The organism is Bacillus cereus group sp. MS39 (assembly GCF_040448665.1).
Lineage (GTDB): Bacteria > Bacillota > Bacilli > Bacillales > Bacillaceae_G > Bacillus_A > Bacillus_A wiedmannii.
This window is the reverse complement of the sequence record NZ_CP123058.1, coordinates 2,021,041-2,039,590: the sequence shown is the minus strand read 5'-3', so window position 1 is coordinate 2,039,590 and position 18,550 is coordinate 2,021,041. Positions and strand designations below refer to the sequence as shown.

Genomic DNA, 18,550 nt, shown 5'->3' with positions numbered 1-18,550 from the left:
GGATATAATTTTATATGGATAATAATTTACAGTTAGCATGCAACCCTTGTTCCTATCGCTTATAACGGCATTAATTAGCAAAAAACACAGTAAAATATTGTTTATTCAAGCTACTCATTTTAAAAATATTTATATTCTTCTTTATCTAAAAATTTTATTTTGATTTAAAAAAGATATTCTAATAAATAATTAACGTGGTTAAAAAGAAATTTCTTTTTAAATGCATAAACCAATTTTTAGGTTATATATTATCAATATTGCATTCATATACATTTTTAGGAAAATACATATTTTAACTTGATGACAATAAGAGAACCGCTAACATTTCACAAAATCTTCGCTAAACGAAAAAATAAAATAAGCTGCCCATATGGACAGCTTATTTACATCATTATCATTGTTAGGAGTAGGCAAACGTATCACTTCAATGTCATCTTAATTTTAGTTTTTCTAACTCTTCTTCAGGGATATTTCTATGTTTGTATTGAATGGGTTTTATTTCATTTCCTTTTATACGAAAAATAATTGTTTCCTCTCCATAAGGCGGATTGTGTGCCCCTTCAAAAGTTTGAATTTGCACAGTTACATAGAAAATATAATTTGCTTCGTCTTTTGTTATTTCAACAATTTTTTCAGAACCTCGGTACCAAAGCTTCGGTTCCTTATAATATTTTTCAACTTCTTTGCTTATTGGTTCTATTAAAATCCCTCATTAACTAGCTCTTTTATCAAGTTTAATTTTGCAGAGAGCTCAATAAACCATTCTTCATCCCCTGTTAATAATGCAAGGTCTATAAGATAAAGGATTTGCTCCTTATTTATTACCTTTGATTCAGGGAGTTTGTTAACGTGTTTACCAAAGAGTAAAATCGCTTCGTTTATTGTGTACTTGTCGTCACGTTTCACAATGCTAACTGTAACTATATCTTCCACTTCATCAAGTGATACAATGTAACCAACTATAAATTCACCCTCATTTGATATTCCACGAACCCAATCTCCCACTTTTAAAACATGATTATTATTTGACATCATACTTTTTCACCCTCTTATAAATATTTTTTGTAACGATAAAAAAGATATAAAAACTAACTTAAACTGCAATATTTTTCATTACAGTTTTTTTTTAAGAACTCACGGCTACATAATAATTAGGCCGCTTAACGTTCTTGATTAATAAGGTCAACAACTTCTTTCATTGTATAATTCTTTAAATATTCACCTAGATGTTCTTCCGCACCTAAGAAAATAGCAAAAAGAACTTTCCGCATGTTCGAACCTACAATACACTGATCATTTGATTCTGGACACTTCGGCTGCAATGCACCTTCAGAGGTTATTTGATACATATTCCAAAGATTAATTTCACTTAAATCTCGGGCAAAAATAAAACCTCCACCCGTTCCCTCTTTTGATTGTATAAACTTATGTTTTTTTAACAAACTTAGCACTTTGCGAATGCGTACTGGATGAACACCTGCACTTTCTGAAATAGCATTACTTGTTGACATCCGATCTGGCTGTAAAGCTAAATAAGTTAAACTGTGAATGGCCAAGGTAAAGTCGCTGTTCATTGTTGTCCTCCTACGATAAAAAATATGATTTCTCGTTTAGTAACATACTGTAGCCATAAATATTACAGATAGGTTAGTCAAACGTTAAAATATATAAGAAGCGTGCTTAGCATGAAAAAATAAATTCCTTTATATTCTATCAGAACTCCCCTATATCTCCTAACTTCATTTAGCTTTTTAAGTTGCAAATAAATTTAAACAGTCCACTGTTTCTTAACTTGTTCTTCTGCCAATTGTTTAATTTTTGTCCAAATCGTATCTTTACTTACAATAACATTTGTGTGATAGTTTCTATCTTTATAATTAACTGTAACACATACTTCAATCACTTCTGTTTCCTCCTTTCAAAATATTACTTATTAATTAGCCATTTTTTGCAATTCAATATTCAAAAATGTTCGAACGCTACGCGGTAAAAATTTACGAATTTCTTCCTCATTAAAACCAACCTGTAATCTTTTTTCATCCAGCATAATTGGACGACGTAACATTTGAGGATACTCAATTATTAATTTATAAAACTCATTAAGCGAAAGCGCCTCAATATTTATATTTAATTCCTGAAAAGTTTTAGATCTAGTTGAAATAATTTCAGTAGCACCATCTTCAGTTAAACGGAGAATGGATTTAAGCTCATCGACTGTAAGAGAATTTGATACGATATTTTTTTCGGTATAATCAATTTGATGTTCTTCAAGCCATGTTTTTGCTTTTCGGCATGAACTACAGCTTGCTGTCGTATATAAAATCACCATATTTTACACACTCCTTTACTTTTTAAATTATTATATAGATTATTGAAATGTATTAAAAAAAATTACAGTTTAGAATGAAATACACGTTATATTATTTATTCAAAATATAATTAATTTATCTGTTTTTTACAAACGATGGCAACTCACTTCTAAAAACTATACTGTAATTTTAAACTTTACAGTTCTAATAATCAACTGTTAAGTCTTGGATGCATTCCATTAGCGAAACAAATTATATTCCACTTTATTCATTTCTTTCCTACATGTTTAGCATAATAAAAGCTACTGCATTGAACACAGCAACATTGTAGGAGGAAATACGCGAACAAAAAAGCAAAGCGCGCACACTTTGCTTCTTACAAAATCCCTTTTAACTTTTTACCAATTAACTCCGCTACATATTCATAACCTTGTCGGCCAAAATGTAAACCGTCTTTTTCATCATCTTCTACAAATCTTTTATAACTCTGTTCTTGAATCATCTCAGCATATAAATTCAGAAAATAACTTCCTGTTTCCTTCGCCACTTCCTCTACTACGTCTGCATACTGACCAATTACTTTATTGGTTCTATTATGCTGGCGTTTTTCATCAACTGGTGCAGGACTAATAAGTAATACTTTTTCTGGTGAAATCTTACTTACAATCTTCTCTAAATTGTCTTTGTATACTTGTAATGGTACTGGATCAAATAATACCGAATCATTTGTACCAAGAAAAACGGTTACAAAGTCTGGTTTATGGGATAGTACATCATCTTCAACCCTATGTAATGCATCGAACGTATTATCACCCGGAACCCCCGCATTTACCACCTTCCAATTTGGAAACATCTCCTGCAAACACGGTGTTAACCTCGGTGTTCCATCAAAAAAGGTTTCATCAGCTGTAATACTATCACCGAAGCATACTAACGTTTTCATAGAGCTAACTCTCCTTTTACGTACGAAACAACTTTCCTTCTACCGCCTTAATATATCTTTCAGCAGAACGTTCCACTGCCTCATTTGCATTCTCTTTCACTACTCGGTGAAAAGCATTATATAAACGATTAAACTGTAACGGCTTCACTCGATTCGCCATTTCCTCCACTTTTCTTGCTGATAATGGAATTAAGTTCGGATAGCTGTACATGAAGCTCACCCACTGCTGATCCGCTACGACTTGAATAATATCACCTGTTAATAAAATACCTTTCCCATCATTTCCTTCTTCCCAATGTAATACAGAACCGCCGCTAAAATGTCCTCCAAGACGATGAATAGTAATTCCATCCGCTAATTGTAAAGACTCGCCAGACCAGTAAATAATACGACTACTCGCGCGTACTACCCATTCTTTATCGTCTTCATGTATATAAATTGGTACATCCAACGTTTCTGCCCATTCGACTTGCGTTGAATAATAATGAGGATGAGACAGTGCAATCGCATCTAACCCGCCCCACTCTTTTATCTGCTCAATTGTCGTTTCATCTAAATAAGTAATACAATCCCATAATAAACGATAGGCATCCGTTTTTATGACAAATGCCGTTTGACCGATCGCAAATTTCGGTTTTGTCGTAATGCTATAAAGTCCATACTCTTCTTCTATCACTTCATTTTTATATGTATCACTCGTTCGCAATTTTTCTAGAGTCGTCCAAGACTGCCCTTTCGGATTCACATATTGTCTCTCCTCATCACAAATAACACAACTTACCGGTTCTTCCACACTCGCTGCATACTGTACGCCGCACGTTGTACAAACGAAATTTTTCATACTAATTCCCCCTATCCCTATATTTTTATTAAGCTGATTTTTGTTGATAATGATCTATTTTTTTATTTTCAATTAATAAACCTACTAGGGTTAGTAAGTAGACAGCTGTAACTGACAATGGAATTACAGTAAATCCATTGTCGGCAAAAAGAATCCCGCAAACTGACGTTACGAATACGGTCCCTACTGACAGTAAACCATAACTTTTACTTTCATAAATCCATACGTACGGTACAAAATGAACACCTATTAACATCGCTACTACAAAAGGTAACCACTCTGGAAATTGAAAATAGGCAAGTAACACAAACGGAATATTTAATACATTTATCCCGCCAATTACTCCAGCTAAAGTCCCGAGCGGATTTCCTTTCGCAAACATATCAATTTTTAATATGGCAGCTATCATTAGGCCGCAAGGAAACACACAACCCATACCAATTAAATACACCCACACAACTTGCTTTTCTGAAAGAAGAACACCCGTTATACTCGCTACAACCCAAAATAAAATACCAGCTATTATAACTGGAAATCCTTTTTTCGTTCTTTGTGCTAAATCTCGTTTTGCCTCTGCTATGTTCATTTCACTATCTCCCCCAAACTATTTGTACTATAAAGCCGGCTCAATTTCGCCCATCCAATAACGCCAAGCTACTAAGTAATCTTCTAAATCTTTCGGGTGGTGTCTCAAACATGTATCTATACGCAAATATAATCCTATTACTATTTCCTCGTATAAATCTCGTTCTGTTTTATGAAATACACATTGTTTCATCACATAATCAATCGTTTCTTTTGTTATATCTTCAGGAGTTGAACAGAATGCATAAATTAAATCATATATAGGATCTCCTAGCACTGGTAATGGATCAATTACTCCATACAGCTCATTCTCTTGGAATATAAAATTATGAAATCCGAAATCACCATGTAATAAAAATGGCTGATTTACTCCGGCGTCCCTATTTGCTAGTTTAAGAACAATTCTATAATCTTCCTCACTTATGTAACGTCTTACATTTTCATAAGCTTCCATCACATTTGCCGTTAAAAATTCATTCCAACATTGAACCGGACTTTCTTTCCATCCCCAGCCTTCTGCCTCTGGAACAATTTTATACTTATTGATAACTTCTTTTACAAGTGTTCTAAGCGTACTTCGTTTATATCCTTGTTCGCACGAAGTATTACCTTCAAGGAAAGAATACACAATATATGTATGTAAAGCTTCCTTATACAAAAGCTTTGAAAATAAATTATTCCCCTCATAAAATGAGAGAAAATTAGCTTCTTCACGTATTACTTCCGCTTCATTCAGCTTTACTACATATTTTTCGTCCAACAAATATACAGTACTTGTCGTTCCCCCGTTCAACGCTTTTACGCTACTTGGATCATGTGAAGTAACTTTCTCCTTAAATAGTTGTGCAGTAATTATTGAAATGTCCATTCCCTCACCCTTCAATTCCGAAGATTCCCTCAATTTAAAAGACAACTTTACTATTATTTGACAAACGAAGAGGAAACCCCTTCCGAAATCTTAATATAACAAAAATTCATTTACTTTTATATTTCAAAAATAAGGAAATACTAACAACAACTTTACATACATATAGGAGGACATTATGAAACCTGAATTTTTAAAAGCTGTACATGATGCCATTGGAAATGTCGAACACATTCATATAGAAGAAAGCGGTGCTGACAGCTTACTTATCCATCATGATGATGCACAGCAGTTACAACAAGTCGCTAAAACGTTAGAAAACAACAATTTCCGCTCTGCTCTAAGAACAACTGGAGATGCTTCGTATATTGAAGTATTGAACAGATAACGTAAAGCCCTGGCTATATGCCGGGCTTTCTTCTTTTAAATTGAAATTTTAAACTCATTCACATACACAGCTGTTCCAGCAATATCTATTTGTAATCTCTCATTTTCTCCTTCTTTCGTTACATATACCGTTACACGACCATCTTTATTCATTTCCTGTCCTTGTTCAACGATTAACTCCATTTCATGGTCAAAATCTTTCTCGACATACATCGTATAGTACGCTCCCATTACACCTGAAGCTGTTCCTGTCACTGGATCTTCAATCGTTCCAGCATAAGCCGATGAGAAATGTCGCCCATGCATTTGTGCCTGCTCATCATAAGTTTCTAAACAAACTGGATGAATAGAAGCGTTAGGTATTTCTTTTAATATCGATGGAAACACCTCATTATTAGGTTTCATTCTCTCACATACATTTAGATTTTTGACCGGTACAATTACAGTCCAGTTCCCCGTACTTCCATATACAATCGGTAAACTTACATCTAAATCATTTACGCCCAAACCAATGCTATGAGCTAATTCATCTTTTGAACCTGCAAAATCTTTAAACTGAGGTGCTGCCTGCCTCATTTTAATAAAGGCTTCTCCCTTATCATTTACATCTATTTGTATTGGTAAAATTCCTGCCTTCGTTTCAATCGTAAAATTTGTTTTCTCTTCTAATAAACCTCTTTCACGCAAGGCAAATATTGTCCCAACTGTCCCATGACCACATAAATCCATTTCAAAACGAGGTGTAAAAAAGCGCATTCTTATATCTGCTACTTCTGAAGAAAGAACGAAAGACGTTTCATTAAATCCAACTTTTTCAGCAATACGTTGCATTTCTTCTTCCATTAATCCATCTGCATTTAATACAATACCTGCTGGATTCCCCATACTTGGTTTATTTGTAAATGCATCGTAATGAAATACGTTTATAGTCTTCATTCTCTTTTCCTCTAACCTTCTTTAAAAATTTTATAATAAAGCTCTATCTCCGTTTTCAACGAACAATTATTTCTCCAAAATATCCTCTGCATCTTTTCATTTGAAGTATGTGTGCCTCCGATGTAATAGGTGGCCCCCATTTCCTTTAACATATGCAACGATTGAAGATGCAGCTGGGAAGCAATTCCTTTCCCGCGACAATAAGGCATTACCCCAAAATAAAATAACCGTCCTTCCCCTTCTGTTCCAGTTTCTATATGCGGTATGGACATACCAATCGGCTCATTTTTATCATAAAAAACAATACATGACTTTTCCCAGCCCTTACCTAACTCTGTTTGCACTGAATAAAAATGCTCATCGATAGTTAAAATTGAAGTTTGATTCCCTGAACCCGACATACATCGTTCCCAAATATATTTAAATTCTTTTTCCGATAACGTTCCTTCTGCTATTGATCGATATGTATATTGTCTTTCAAGCTCTTCTATATTGTTCAATTCTCTACATACTTCTATCTTTGCGGCATACAAAGAAAAACCGGCATCAAGTAACACTTTTGCACTTGAGTTATAACTACTAAACCTCTTGTTTAATACAATACTCGCTCTTTTTAGCTCCCAATTAAAACAAACCTCTTCAAATCTACTTATCTTTTCTTTATATGTTTGTACGTTATAAAAAACATCTTCTTCTATCTCTTCAATCGTTACTGCATTTGGTAAACCATTTAATATTTTTTTCGAAGGACCAAATAAATTTTGAACTACTGTAAGATCGTACTTCACCACTTTATTTCCCCCACACCCGGCTCAATAAACTTCCCTGAAGTACCCTCATTTGAATCTATTACCCAATCATATATATTTTGCGCTCCTTCAGCCGGAGTCATATTCGCATCAAAAGCACCAATGTCAGTCTTTAATTTTCCAGGGTGAATAGCAGTTACACGAATTCCTTTATCCTCAAACTCTTGTTGTAAGCAGAGTGTTAACATATTTTGTGCAGCTTTAGCAATTCGATAGGAATATGAGAACTGTCCTTGCGGAAACTCTTTGTTCGCCATTTTATGTAGTGATCCTAACCGAGAGGACACATTTATTATTCTCGGATGATCCGATTTAGCTAAAGCCACATATGTACCTTTTACAGCTCGAATTACGCCTAAGCAGTGAATATTAAATAAGTCGGTTAACTCTTCTGAATTTGTATGTAAAATCTCAGTCTCCTTTCCAGTAATTCCAGCGTTATTTATAACTAGATCAATATGCTCCGTATATTCCTTAAGCTGGTTCTTAATTTGCTCCGTACTCTCATCAATCGATAAGTCTGCCAATATAGGAAAACATCTACAACTAAATATTTGCTTCAATTGCGTTACCGCAACTTCAGTTCTAACTAACGGATAAACGATATGCCCATTTTCATGAAATACTTTGACTAACTGTAACCCTAAACCGCGATTTCCACCTGTAATTAGAACTCTCATATATCCATCTCCTTATTTTTAAAATAAATAAGAAAATCCATCCACTTATCCTTCTCTAAAGAAAAAGCCTCTCTCTTACATTCAAAAGAAAAGCCTGCTCTTTCCGCGAGATGAACGGATGGCTCATTATCAACACGTATATGTAATTCAATTCTATGAAAATGAAGACTATTAAAAAATAACGATAACGCGTTTTTCACACTTTCAACACCATATCCATTTTTCCAGTATTGATTATGTATGGAATACCCCATCATCGCCCATTGATAATCTATACGTAAAATTTTTATTAGCTCTAGCTTTCCAATATTAGCCCCGTCTTCTTTACGAAAAATACCTAATACATACATCTCATCTCGATGTGCTGCTTCATCAAAACCTTTTATCCATTCCGCGAACCATTCTTTTGTTGAAGACGACATGTCATGATAACCATCATCGTATTTATATTGAGATGGCAGCCTCTTATTAAATCCATCTAACCAACTTTCATAATCATCTTTTTGGAACGGACGGATCATAAGTCTCTCTGTTTCTACTTCTAATAATGGTAGCTTCATTTACCTCTCATCCTCGAATTATTAATTGAATATTCTTTATTATCTTACACAAAATACAAAATCTAGTAAATTATTATGTTCCTTACAAACAAAAATCCAGTCATGCTCTCACTGCATAACTGGATTCCTTATCATCTAATCACTTTTTATTTTACAAGTACATCTTCCCTTAATTCCCTCTTCAACACTTTTCCTAAAGCATTTTTCGGTAATTTGTCCATAAATACAACTTCGGGTATTTTATAACTTGCTAGTTTTTCTTTACAGTGCTGCATAATTTCTTCTTCTGTTAAAGACGTTTGCATGTCTTTTACAATGTACGCTGTCGGAATCTCTCCCCAAAAGTCATTTGGAACCCCAACTACTGCAACTTCTAAAACACCATGTATTTCATGAATGACATCTTCTACTTGATCTGGATATACGTTGTCACCACCGCGTATGATAACGTCTTTATATCTTCCCATAATATGCAGGAATCCGTCGTCATCTATCATGCCAGCATCGCCCATGTTAAACCAATTATCTTTTACTACCTTCTTTGTCGCCTTTTCATTATTCCAATATCCTTTAAACATGTATGGACTTCTTACATGAATTTCGCCAACTTCATTTGTTGTTAGTTCATCACCTGTTTCTGGATGAACAATTTTCAGCTCTACATGTTTAAGCGTTTTTCCTACAGAAGACATCTTTTCTTTCCCCATCATTGGATGCCAAGAAGTTACAACCCAACCTTCCGTACTACCATAGCCTTGCACCATATATATTCCTTTTTCCATATATTTTTGAATGAGTGTTTCTGGCACTTTTGTACCACCACTTTGCGCTACTTTAAAAGTCGAAATGTTACGTTCTTTTTTATTTAGCTCATCAAGCATGTAGCTATAAACAGCCGGGAATGCAAGCATTGTCGTAATTTTCTCTTCTTCAATCTTATCCCAAATAAGAGTAGGATTCGGATCAGCTAAGAATATCATCGTAACGCCATGATAAATACAATTTAAAATAGAAAGCACGCCACTCATATGAAACAATGGATGCACGGATAAAAAGCGCTCACCTGCTGGAATTTCTCTTTGTCCTGCAATCTCAGCAAAATAATGATGTAAGTTTTTATGTCCAATAACACATGCTTTCGCCTGTCCAGTCGTTCCTGAAGTAAATAAGTAAATCGCATCATCCTCTTCATGAACTTCTACGTTCGGTTCTGTCATTGGCTGTTCTTGTAATGTTAATTCAAATGAACCAAAACCTTCTTCTGTCGTTTTAATTACATAAGAGATTTCTTTAACAGCATCAATCTTTAATAAAACTTCTTTAAATTCTTCATCAATAACTAACACTTTTAATTTTGCTTCTTTTACAATCGTTTCTAATTCAAAAGCAGTAAGCTGATGATTTAGCGGAATACATACAGCTCCAATTTTTAAACTTGCCATCATAACGCTTGGAAACGGATGATTATTTTTGCATAGTATTCCAATACGATCCCCTCTTTGTACACCGTTATGTAGCAAATAGTGTGCAAGCTGATTTACTCGTTCATTATACTGCTGAAACGAATACCTTTTCTCTCCCCCTACAAGCGCTTCCAAATTTGGTGATTGCATTGCTCTTTTTTGTAATAATTTTTGCATCGTTCTCAAGTAAAACTCCCCTTTATATATGTTAGGTTTTTTATTTTACCAGATTAACTATTAATTTACTAAAGATTACACTTAGTGAATATAAAACTAATAAAAAAACAGCCATTTACTTCACAAGTAAATGACTGTTTCTCCTTATATATTAGAATACTGCTTATTCATCACATATCGTACATACTCAGGTGCACTTTTATCAACCTCTTCATCACTTAATTTATATTCGGCACCATATAAATAAAATGAAGGTATAAATTTCATGTCTGTATATAAGCACGTAGCTTGAAATGGTTTCGTCAACTCATCCATCGTAATTCCGCTATTTTCATAGTCTTTTTCTAATCCACCTATAGAAATAGCTAAACCAAATTCTTTCCCTTTCACTTTATCTCCTTTTGATCCGTACGCAAATCCATATGTTAATACATCGTCAAACCATTTTTTCAATAATGGTGGTGTGCTGTACCAATAAAGCGGGAATTGAAATATATATCGGTCATGTTCTACTAATAGTTTTTGCTCTTCCTCAATATTAAACTCCCAATTCGGTGCCACTTTATATAATTCATGCACCGTTATTTCATCCGAATGTTTTTCAAGTTCTTCAATCCATCTTTTATTAATTTTTGATTTTTCAATATGAGGGTGTGCTACAATTACAAGTGTTCTCATCATTTCCCATCCCCTTTTTAAATTATTCAATCCTTTACGTATTAGTATGAGTGAGTCACATATAATTGAAAAGTACGTACTTTAAAGTGCTATAGGAACCTTAAAGTACCTGTGGAGGTGTTATATGAATCAAAATGAAGACTGCCCAATTGCAACGACACTCGATGTTATCGGTGGAAAATGGAAAGTTCATATTTTATGTGTTTTGATGGATGGAAAAATGCGAACAAATGAAATCCGGCGAGAAATCCCAAACATTACGCAAAAAGTTCTGACACAACAACTTCGGCAACTTGAAGCTGACGGGATTATCCATCGTACTGTATATCAAGAAGTACCACCAAAGGTTGAATACACAATAAGCGAATACGGGAAATCTTTAATGCAAATTATGGATGAACTATGTGAATGGGGAAAAGATCATCAAATCAAAAGATTACATGACTAAAAAAACCTACCCATTTCTTTACATACTAGTGGGAACGGCACATCACTATCAAGCTAACAAAAAGACCTTAATAAGGAAACTTTCATTTTTATAGTCCATTTAAAATTTAGCTTGATAGTGATACGGCAAGACCCAAATAAAGAAATATATTAAACAAATTAAAAACAACAACGCATACGACTAATGTTAATAAGAAAATTTCAGTCGCTGAATTTCTTACTTCATTTTGAAGTCTAAACAATCACCCATTAAGCCAAGCTTAATAATATCGCTTTTGTACGATTATCCGTTACTTCATAATAAATTTCTAACCCTTTCCGAGTGCCTGTAACGACTTTAGTAGCTTTTAGTTTAGATAAATGTTGACTAATTGTACTTTGAGGCATTTGTAATGTTTCATACATTGTCGTTACGTTAATAGGGCCTTTTGCAAGCATTATTTTTACTAATGATAAACGGACAGGATGTGCTAATACCTTCAATACTTCAGTGATTTCTTCATACATTTCTTTCATATTTTTTCTCCCCTTTTATATAAACATTAATGATATCCATATATATAATTCGAAAGGATATACGATTTTATGTCCGTCATTTTAAAAAAATGTTAAAAAATATCTTCAGATGGAAGGAATCCTCCCTATTCTATAGATTTTTCTTTCACTCTATATTATGTGATAGGAACTTTCCTTACTGAGACCCTCTACCATTGTTCTCTTGTTGGTGCCCATTATTTCCTTGCGAGCCTCTTCCGTTGTTCTCTTGCTGGTGTCCATTATTTCCTTGCGAGCCTCTTCCATTGTTCCCTTGTCCATTCCCATTATTTCCTTGTGATTCTCTACCATTGTTTCCTTGCCCATTTCCATTATTCCCTTGTGATTCTCTACCATTATTCCCTTGCGAGCCTCTTCCGTTATTCTCTTGCCCATTCCCATTATTTCCTTGCGAGCCTCTTCCGTTATTCTCTTGCCCATTCCCATTATTTCCTTGTGATCCTCTGCCGTTGTTTCCTTGCCCATTCCCATTATTCCCTTGCGAGCCTCTTCCGTTATTCTCTTGCCCATTCCCATTATTTCCTTGGGACCCTCTGCCGTTGTTTCCTTGCCCATTCCCATTATTCCCTTGCGAGCCTCTTCCGCTGTTCTCTTGCTGGTGCCCATTATTTCCTTGCGAGCCTCTTCCGTTGTTCCCTTGCTGATTTCCACTATTCCCTTGTGATCCTCTTCCGCTGTTCTCTTGCTGATTCACATTATTTTCTTTTATTTGCTTCGGTTGTTGTTCCTTAGATTGCTTTTGTTCTATATACTCTTTCTTCTCGTTGCTCTCTTCTTTTACAGGAGATGCGTCCGATGATGCATCAGAAGACGACTTTTGTTGTTCTTGATTAGACGGCGTTTCAGATGGAGCAAGCGATTTTTTCTTCTCATTCTCTTGTTTTATATAAACGCCCGTTCCAACTCCTGCTTTCTCGGCATCTTCCCGTATTTGCATCGTACTGCTTTGATATTCGACTGTAACATGTTTTATCTCATATTCTTTCTTTAATTCCTGCATAGCCTTTTCCAACTGTGGTTCTAGCGACTTGTCCTTTGCAATAGCCGTTAGCATGACTTGCTTATCATTGGTTAAGTACTTATCCTCTTGACTCTGCTTTATAATAATACGTATTACGTCTTGCAGATGTTTATTTTCCCACCTGTTCATTTCTTGTAAAATACGCCTTCCATCATCATTACAAGCCCGCAAATCTATAACACGAAGATCCTCCGTTACGCTCGCCTCTATACTTGGATTTATATCAACTGAGACATAAGCAAATACTTTTTCTTCTGGTTGATTATAGAAAAACAGCAATACGCATAGAAAACCAGCAACAATTACTGTTGTAGGCTTTAAGAAAGGTGGTATGGAAAAACGCGGCGCTCTTTGTTCTTGTTTGTTAAACGAGATTTCCTCTCCTATCATGTATGGGTGCGCTTTTCTTTTAAATGTAATAAACTCTCCATTTGGAGTTAAAACAACTACGTTATGCTTTTTTATATCCATCACAATTCCTTTATTCATCATGCTTTTCCCCTCTTATATAATCAAGAATGTATGTATAGTTGTTTGCAAAAATAATACACATTGCAATAATGTATTTTCTATGTCGTTCCAACGTTTTACGACTTACCCTAACAAGTGGTTCAATATGTTTTAGGGGTAATTTTTTCTTTCGGAACAACTCTTCCATCATTTCCTCTTCTCTTATAATAATCTTCACAATTTCTATTAGATGTTCACGCGTATCACGATGCTTAGGAGATTCTTTAGCAAGCTCTGAAAATGTGATTTTAAACTCAGCTAACACACTTTGAAAATGAAGAATTTCCTCCTTGCGGTTACTATTTTCCATCTCTTTCATATACTCCGTAAGCGACACTTGCATTTCTAACATTTCCTCTTGCTCATCTTCTTTTAAAAAGACAAAGTTATGCTTAGACTCCTTGCGTATATAGTCAATTACATCTCTTTTTATAAGAAGGTCAGCAAACGCTAGAAAAGATTTCCCTTTTTTATATGAATACTGTTCAATTGCTTCGTTAAACGCAAACAGTCCAATACTATATTCATCATCCTGTTCTGTAATATATCGGCGACAGACAGACGATATTGATTTTTTAATAAAAGGCTGATACTGTATGATAAATGCTCCCTTATCTCCTCCATTGTTTTGTATGTCACATACGATATCTTCTATTTTCGGTTTTCTTAGGATCTTCATTACTAAACTCAACACTAGTAATCTCCCAGCCTCCTTCAAATAGCAAAAAGGCCACTAAACAAGTGACCATTCAACCACATTTTGTTAGTACTTTTCTTTTGGTTTGTCCTCTTGCTGTTGCTCATATTTTTCGAGGCCGATTTTTTTATATGACTATTTTTTCCACTTGTACTAAATTGACGTCTGTATTTTGTACTGCTTTCTTATTTTCTTTTGCAATGCCACTTGCTCTTTTCTATTTTAGCTGCAATCTTTGAATAACTCTTCGCTATATTTTTGGTAATTTTAGCTTTTTCTTTCATTTGTTTTCTTCTACTTATATATATTCGAAAGAACAAATGATTTTATGGGGGTCAAAAAAATTTTTTTATACAATAGTTATTTTTTCAAAAATAAAAACCATCAATTGGAAGAAACTTGTTATAACTCCTCCTTATGGTAATTCCTTTGTAAACCTTTTTATTTAAATGTATAATCGTATTAAAAGTCTAAAATTTCAGAATTGGAGGACGGCGTCATGAAAAGTTTTGGTACGTTAGTAATCTCTACCGTCATTTCAGCAGGCTTAGTGTATTATAATATCGATTCCTTTTATAATAAATTTACATCCGGGAATACATATTACTGGGTAAACGGTATCCTAGCTGCTGGATTCCTTATATCCTTAATTATCAACATAAAAGATATCATCAAGAAAAACTACACAACTTCTGAATCAAATTAAGGAGCCTATTATGGTTCCTTTTTCTATGCAAAATAAAAAAACAGCTGTTAAGCTACTTTGAATTCTTCTTATCCCCAAATGAAATGATATATATATTCTCCCGTTACACGTTCATTAATTCCAGCGATCCTAGCGAATCTCATTAAATCCGCCCCTTGAAGAAAATACACCGAGATCGTAACTGGTACTTGTGACCACATGAATTGATAAAGCTCATTCACTCTCTGATTCGTCGAAACGATTAAATCATTTACAGGTCCATGATTCCATGCAGAGGTTTGAACCGAAGTGAACGGAAGGTCTTTCCCATTAACCACTATTCTTACCACACTTTGAGTTATGTCCATAACAATCCCCTCCACCATTACAGAATTTAGACCTGTTTCTATACTCATATTCTTGATTAATAATAAATGTTTAAGGCAAGCCCCTATTTTCATTTCTACTCAAGAACAATTTATTTGATAAAATAAAAAAGCAGCGCATTCGCTACTTCAAAATGTCCATTTTGTTCCAATTCACGTTTAATGTGTACTAATTTATGTTTTTTCTTCTAAATAGACCAACGATATATTATAATCCTCTATATACCCAAGAAGGTTTACCATGCTTAATTTTCATAAAACATTCCCCATCTTAGGATTCTTTTGGTTTTTATACGGTTTCATTGGCCTCATCTTTTTATTACTATTCCTTAGCGTGTCGTAACAGCGCTTATAAATATATGTTTAATGTATAATTTCTATATAACAAAGAAAAAAGCATCCATGTCCCATTGTTATTCCTCGCTTTCTATTAAAAGGATTATTTTGTTAAAAAATTGATTATTCTTTATAACCTCTATCTTTTTCTTTTATTTCCCATTAAAATTGAGTAAAACTATTTTGAAAACATAGGAGAAAGCTATGAAGCATAACCTCAATCTATGGTCCTTTATATGCTCTTTGATTTGCGTTGGACTATTCCGTTTATATTTTGAAATTCCACTTGAATTATTCAAATTTTTCACGGATTCATTACACATTCACCCTTTATTTATAATACTAGTTTTAACAATAGGAACTTTTTTTGCTGGCATTATAGGATTTTCTAAGATGAATAATTGGATTGCGATGCTTAGGAGTGTAGCAACAGTCTTACTAACATTGTTATTATCAGTGTTTTTAACACTAACTTTGATTGTGGGTTATGCATTAAGTTAAACGTAGTTTTTTATGAGTAAAACTCAATATTCCGTCAATAATATAGATGACATTAGATTTTTCTCCTTGTTCCCCCTTGGAGATGAGCAGTTAGTTTTTGCTAACTGCTCTTATATTTATAACAAAGATAAGATTCTTTAGAATGTTTCTTCTTTATTTCTCAATATAAGAAGCCTTGGATTTTTATTAAAACTCCTGTAGTATATAAACAAAGAGTAAGGTAAGAGTTACTCTTTGCCATTTTAGGAAAGGTTCTGTTGGAAACAACAGGACCTTTTTCGTAAAGAGATGGTTTTGTTTAATTTCTCACCACTAACCACAAAAAATATCTTATAATCGTTATATAATAAATTAAAATAATGGATTAGGAGTAGATCAAATGCCAGTTACACTAGAACTTATTCTTTTCATTCTTCTAGCAATTAGCGCTATTGGCTATTTAGTAAAAGAATTTCAAAAAACTAGGAAAAGAACACTTGGAATTTCACTAGAATTCTTGGTTCTTTTCTGGTCAATATGGAGAATATCGACTATCATAATCTGATTTGTAAAACATGAATTCCTTCGAATAAAAATCAATATTATGTCCATAATGTTGATAGGCTGTATGCCAAAATCCATTTAGTTTTCTCTGTATCTCCTTGTATTGAGCAGTTAGTTTTTGCTAGCTGCTCTTTTATTTATGAAAAAAGATAAAATTTTTTATAATGTTTCTTCTTTATTTCTCAATATAAGGAGCCTTGGATTTTCATTAAAACTCCTGTAGTATATAAACAAAGAGTAAGGTAAGAGTTACTCTTTGCCATTTTAGGAAAGGTTCTGTTGGAAACAACAGGACCTTTTTTTGTGATTTAAAGGTACTAAGACAAAATGAAATATTTACCATGAAGGTAGTTGTTAAATATTTTACGCTTATACAGTATAATGGGATAGTTATTGTGTATTGGCATTAAGAGGAGCGTCCTGATTAAGCGCTTCTCTTTTTTTATAAAATAGCTCCAAATTACTTGGACACATTTACCAGTTTATTCAACACAAATATCATGTTAAAATCCCTTGTGAATACGACATAACTCAACTTGGTGAAGCTCTGTAATATTTCCTGTAGGGCTTCTTTTTTTACAAGCAGTTATTTCATTAAGCTGACTACCTTGTTGTGCAAAATAACGATTTTGTTCACTTTTTTGATACATTTATAAAACATTCATATGTTATCTTCAGTAAGTTCTATTTCCTTTATAATATTGTGTGAAGTATACCAACGAACGAAGCCTAAAAAACTCTAATGAAGTGATGAAAAAAACCTAATTTCTCTACAAAACATTGAGAAATTAGGCTTTTTAATAGAAAAAGTAGCATTCATAAACAATGAATACAGTTTAACTCTTCAATTCTATTTTCACAGATTCATATATTCTTCTAAAGTCAGTTTTTCCTTATATATATTTTCAGCAATATCTCCTACATAGCGAATATGCCAAGGTTCATATGCATAACCCGTAATACTTTCCTTCCCCTTAAGATAACGAATGATAAACCCTGCACGATGCGCGTTTTCTTTCAGCCATTTTCCTTCCTTCGTATTCGCAAAGGATAGCTCTAGTTCATTGTTCGCACTTTTAGAAGAAATATCCATCGTTAACCCTGTTTGATGTTCGCTATGCCCTGGCTTTGCAGAGAAGCGATCCGTATGCTCTTGCCCTTTCTTTTTAACATTATTGGCATACAGACCTTTTTGATACTCATAGGAACGAAATCCTGAAACAGCATTCAACTGGATCCCATCTTGCTTAGCTAAAAGGAATAGTTTTTCTAATGCTTCCGCTGCTTCTTTACGAAGATGACTCTTTTCTACCGTTTCACTAAATGAGAACGGTACATTTGGTACAACTAAATCCTCTGGCATATAGTCTTCGGGTAAACCATATTCCTTATTTACTACAGCCTGTATACTAGCAAAGGAACTTGCTATCTTATTTGAGGTCCCATTTTGCTTACTATTTTTTTCTGTATTTATGGAGTTTTCACTAGTTTCATGGTTTGTCTTATATGGTTCTTTACCAATAGATATATTGGTGTAAATGATAAAGATACCTAACGTTACTACTATACAAGTTAAGGTTCCTACTAATTTAAGTCTCATCATTCATTTCCTTCCTGCAACTCCTACTGTTACTCA

At 33.9% G+C, this 18,550-nt stretch carries 24 protein-coding genes; 4 read left to right on the top strand and 20 right to left on the bottom strand.

Annotated elements, in window-relative coordinates; translation table 11 throughout:
* Positions 1-430: 430 nt before the first annotated feature.
* From QEP67_RS10615 to QEP67_RS10575, 9 genes are all read right to left on the bottom strand, one after another.
* Positions 431-691 (bottom strand): DUF3888 domain-containing protein, encoded by a 261-nt coding sequence (locus tag QEP67_RS10615; protein WP_241033909.1) that lies wholly within the window; start codon positions 689-691, stop codon positions 431-433.
* Between the two features lie 8 nt (positions 692-699).
* On the bottom strand, positions 700-1,035 hold the full coding sequence (locus tag QEP67_RS10610) for an IDEAL domain-containing protein (protein WP_000987458.1): 336 nt from the start codon (positions 1,033-1,035) through the stop codon (positions 700-702).
* 125 nt (positions 1,036-1,160) lie between these two features.
* Positions 1,161-1,574 carry an Rrf2-family transcriptional regulator SaiR gene (saiR, locus tag QEP67_RS10605; RefSeq protein WP_001083471.1) on the bottom strand — a complete coding sequence of 138 codons (414 nt, stop codon included), beginning with the start codon at positions 1,572-1,574 and terminating at the stop codon, positions 1,161-1,163.
* A gap of 194 nt (positions 1,575-1,768) precedes the next feature.
* Complete coding sequence (locus tag QEP67_RS10600) at positions 1,769-1,903, bottom strand: BA3454 family stress response protein (RefSeq protein ID WP_000573513.1); 135 nt, start codon at positions 1,901-1,903, stop codon at positions 1,769-1,771.
* 30 nt (positions 1,904-1,933) lie between these two features.
* Entirely contained in the window at positions 1,934-2,329 is a 396-nt protein-coding gene (gene spxA, locus QEP67_RS10595) for a transcriptional regulator SpxA (RefSeq protein WP_353706573.1), read from the bottom strand.
* Positions 2,330-2,685: 356 nt separating this feature from the next.
* The gene (locus QEP67_RS10590; protein ID WP_064449740.1) at positions 2,686-3,252 is read right to left on the bottom strand and encodes an SGNH/GDSL hydrolase family protein; all 567 of its coding nucleotides are present in this window, start codon (positions 3,250-3,252) and stop codon (positions 2,686-2,688) included.
* A 16-nt stretch (positions 3,253-3,268) separates the two neighbouring features.
* Positions 3,269-4,093, bottom strand: coding sequence for a hypothetical protein (locus QEP67_RS10585; RefSeq protein ID WP_000788182.1), 825 nt, complete (start codon positions 4,091-4,093; stop codon positions 3,269-3,271).
* Between the two features lie 28 nt (positions 4,094-4,121).
* The gene (locus QEP67_RS10580) at positions 4,122-4,679 is read right to left on the bottom strand and encodes a hypothetical protein (RefSeq protein WP_001017283.1); all 558 of its coding nucleotides are present in this window, start codon (positions 4,677-4,679) and stop codon (positions 4,122-4,124) included.
* A 27-nt stretch (positions 4,680-4,706) separates the two neighbouring features.
* On the bottom strand, positions 4,707-5,546 hold the full coding sequence (locus tag QEP67_RS10575) for a phosphotransferase (RefSeq protein ID WP_064057417.1): 840 nt from the start codon (positions 5,544-5,546) through the stop codon (positions 4,707-4,709).
* 175 nt (positions 5,547-5,721) lie between these two features.
* Here QEP67_RS10575 and QEP67_RS10570 point away from each other — a divergent pair, with 175 nt between their 5' ends.
* Positions 5,722-5,931 carry a hypothetical protein gene (locus QEP67_RS10570; protein ID WP_000801653.1) on the top strand — a complete coding sequence of 70 codons (210 nt, stop codon included), beginning with the start codon at positions 5,722-5,724 and terminating at the stop codon, positions 5,929-5,931.
* A gap of 35 nt (positions 5,932-5,966) precedes the next feature.
* Here QEP67_RS10570 and QEP67_RS10565 read toward each other — a convergent pair whose 3' ends face one another.
* From QEP67_RS10565 to QEP67_RS10540, 6 genes are all read right to left on the bottom strand, one after another.
* On the bottom strand, positions 5,967-6,866 hold the full coding sequence (locus QEP67_RS10565; protein WP_000849364.1) for a PhzF family phenazine biosynthesis isomerase: 900 nt from the start codon (positions 6,864-6,866) through the stop codon (positions 5,967-5,969).
* An 11-nt stretch (positions 6,867-6,877) separates the two neighbouring features.
* Positions 6,878-7,654 (bottom strand): GNAT family N-acetyltransferase, encoded by a 777-nt coding sequence (locus tag QEP67_RS10560; RefSeq protein WP_002107996.1) that lies wholly within the window; start codon positions 7,652-7,654, stop codon positions 6,878-6,880.
* Positions 7,651-8,355 (bottom strand): SDR family NAD(P)-dependent oxidoreductase, encoded by a 705-nt coding sequence (locus QEP67_RS10555; protein ID WP_001264500.1) that lies wholly within the window; start codon positions 8,353-8,355, stop codon positions 7,651-7,653. The genes QEP67_RS10560 and QEP67_RS10555 overlap by 4 nt, the downstream gene beginning before the upstream one ends.
* Positions 8,352-8,915, bottom strand: coding sequence for a GNAT family protein (locus QEP67_RS10550; protein ID WP_353706572.1), 564 nt, complete (start codon positions 8,913-8,915; stop codon positions 8,352-8,354). Before QEP67_RS10550 ends, QEP67_RS10555 begins: the two co-directional genes overlap by 4 nt.
* A gap of 146 nt (positions 8,916-9,061) precedes the next feature.
* Complete coding sequence (locus QEP67_RS10545; protein WP_001259940.1) at positions 9,062-10,564, bottom strand: class I adenylate-forming enzyme family protein; 1,503 nt, start codon at positions 10,562-10,564, stop codon at positions 9,062-9,064.
* Positions 10,565-10,699: 135 nt separating this feature from the next.
* Positions 10,700-11,233 carry an NAD(P)H-dependent oxidoreductase gene (locus tag QEP67_RS10540; protein ID WP_001259767.1) on the bottom strand — a complete coding sequence of 178 codons (534 nt, stop codon included), beginning with the start codon at positions 11,231-11,233 and terminating at the stop codon, positions 10,700-10,702.
* A gap of 124 nt (positions 11,234-11,357) precedes the next feature.
* On the opposite strand from QEP67_RS10540, the gene QEP67_RS10535 reads away from it, so the two are divergent.
* A complete protein-coding gene (locus QEP67_RS10535) occupies positions 11,358-11,681 on the top strand; it encodes a helix-turn-helix domain-containing protein (RefSeq protein ID WP_001072996.1) in 324 nt (107 codons plus the stop codon).
* Positions 11,682-11,929: 248 nt separating this feature from the next.
* On the opposite strand, the gene QEP67_RS10530 is transcribed toward QEP67_RS10535, so the two are convergent.
* The 3 genes from QEP67_RS10530 to sigI form a co-directional block, all read right to left on the bottom strand.
* Positions 11,930-12,196, bottom strand: coding sequence for a metalloregulator ArsR/SmtB family transcription factor (locus QEP67_RS10530; protein ID WP_000661861.1), 267 nt, complete (start codon positions 12,194-12,196; stop codon positions 11,930-11,932).
* Positions 12,197-12,371: 175 nt separating this feature from the next.
* Complete coding sequence (locus QEP67_RS10525; protein WP_353706571.1) at positions 12,372-13,745, bottom strand: anti-sigma factor domain-containing protein; 1,374 nt, start codon at positions 13,743-13,745, stop codon at positions 12,372-12,374.
* Positions 13,738-14,460 carry an RNA polymerase sigma factor SigI gene (sigI, locus tag QEP67_RS10520; RefSeq protein WP_002107989.1) on the bottom strand — a complete coding sequence of 241 codons (723 nt, stop codon included), beginning with the start codon at positions 14,458-14,460 and terminating at the stop codon, positions 13,738-13,740. The genes QEP67_RS10525 and sigI overlap by 8 nt, the downstream gene beginning before the upstream one ends.
* Before the next feature lie 502 nt (positions 14,461-14,962).
* Between sigI and QEP67_RS10515 the strand changes: the two genes are divergently transcribed.
* Positions 14,963-15,169 (top strand): hypothetical protein, encoded by a 207-nt coding sequence (locus tag QEP67_RS10515; protein WP_000834521.1) that lies wholly within the window; start codon positions 14,963-14,965, stop codon positions 15,167-15,169.
* A 68-nt stretch (positions 15,170-15,237) separates the two neighbouring features.
* On the opposite strand, the gene QEP67_RS10510 is transcribed toward QEP67_RS10515, so the two are convergent.
* Positions 15,238-15,516 (bottom strand): hypothetical protein, encoded by a 279-nt coding sequence (locus QEP67_RS10510; protein ID WP_033709650.1) that lies wholly within the window; start codon positions 15,514-15,516, stop codon positions 15,238-15,240.
* 558 nt (positions 15,517-16,074) lie between these two features.
* Here QEP67_RS10510 and QEP67_RS10505 point away from each other — a divergent pair.
* A complete protein-coding gene (locus QEP67_RS10505) occupies positions 16,075-16,371 on the top strand; it encodes a hypothetical protein (RefSeq protein ID WP_000682247.1) in 297 nt (98 codons plus the stop codon).
* 1,399 nt (positions 16,372-17,770) lie between these two features.
* On the opposite strand, the gene QEP67_RS10500 is transcribed toward QEP67_RS10505, so the two are convergent.
* Complete coding sequence (locus tag QEP67_RS10500; protein WP_033658826.1) at positions 17,771-18,514, bottom strand: M15 family metallopeptidase; 744 nt, start codon at positions 18,512-18,514, stop codon at positions 17,771-17,773.
* Positions 18,515-18,550: the final 36 nt, after the last annotated feature.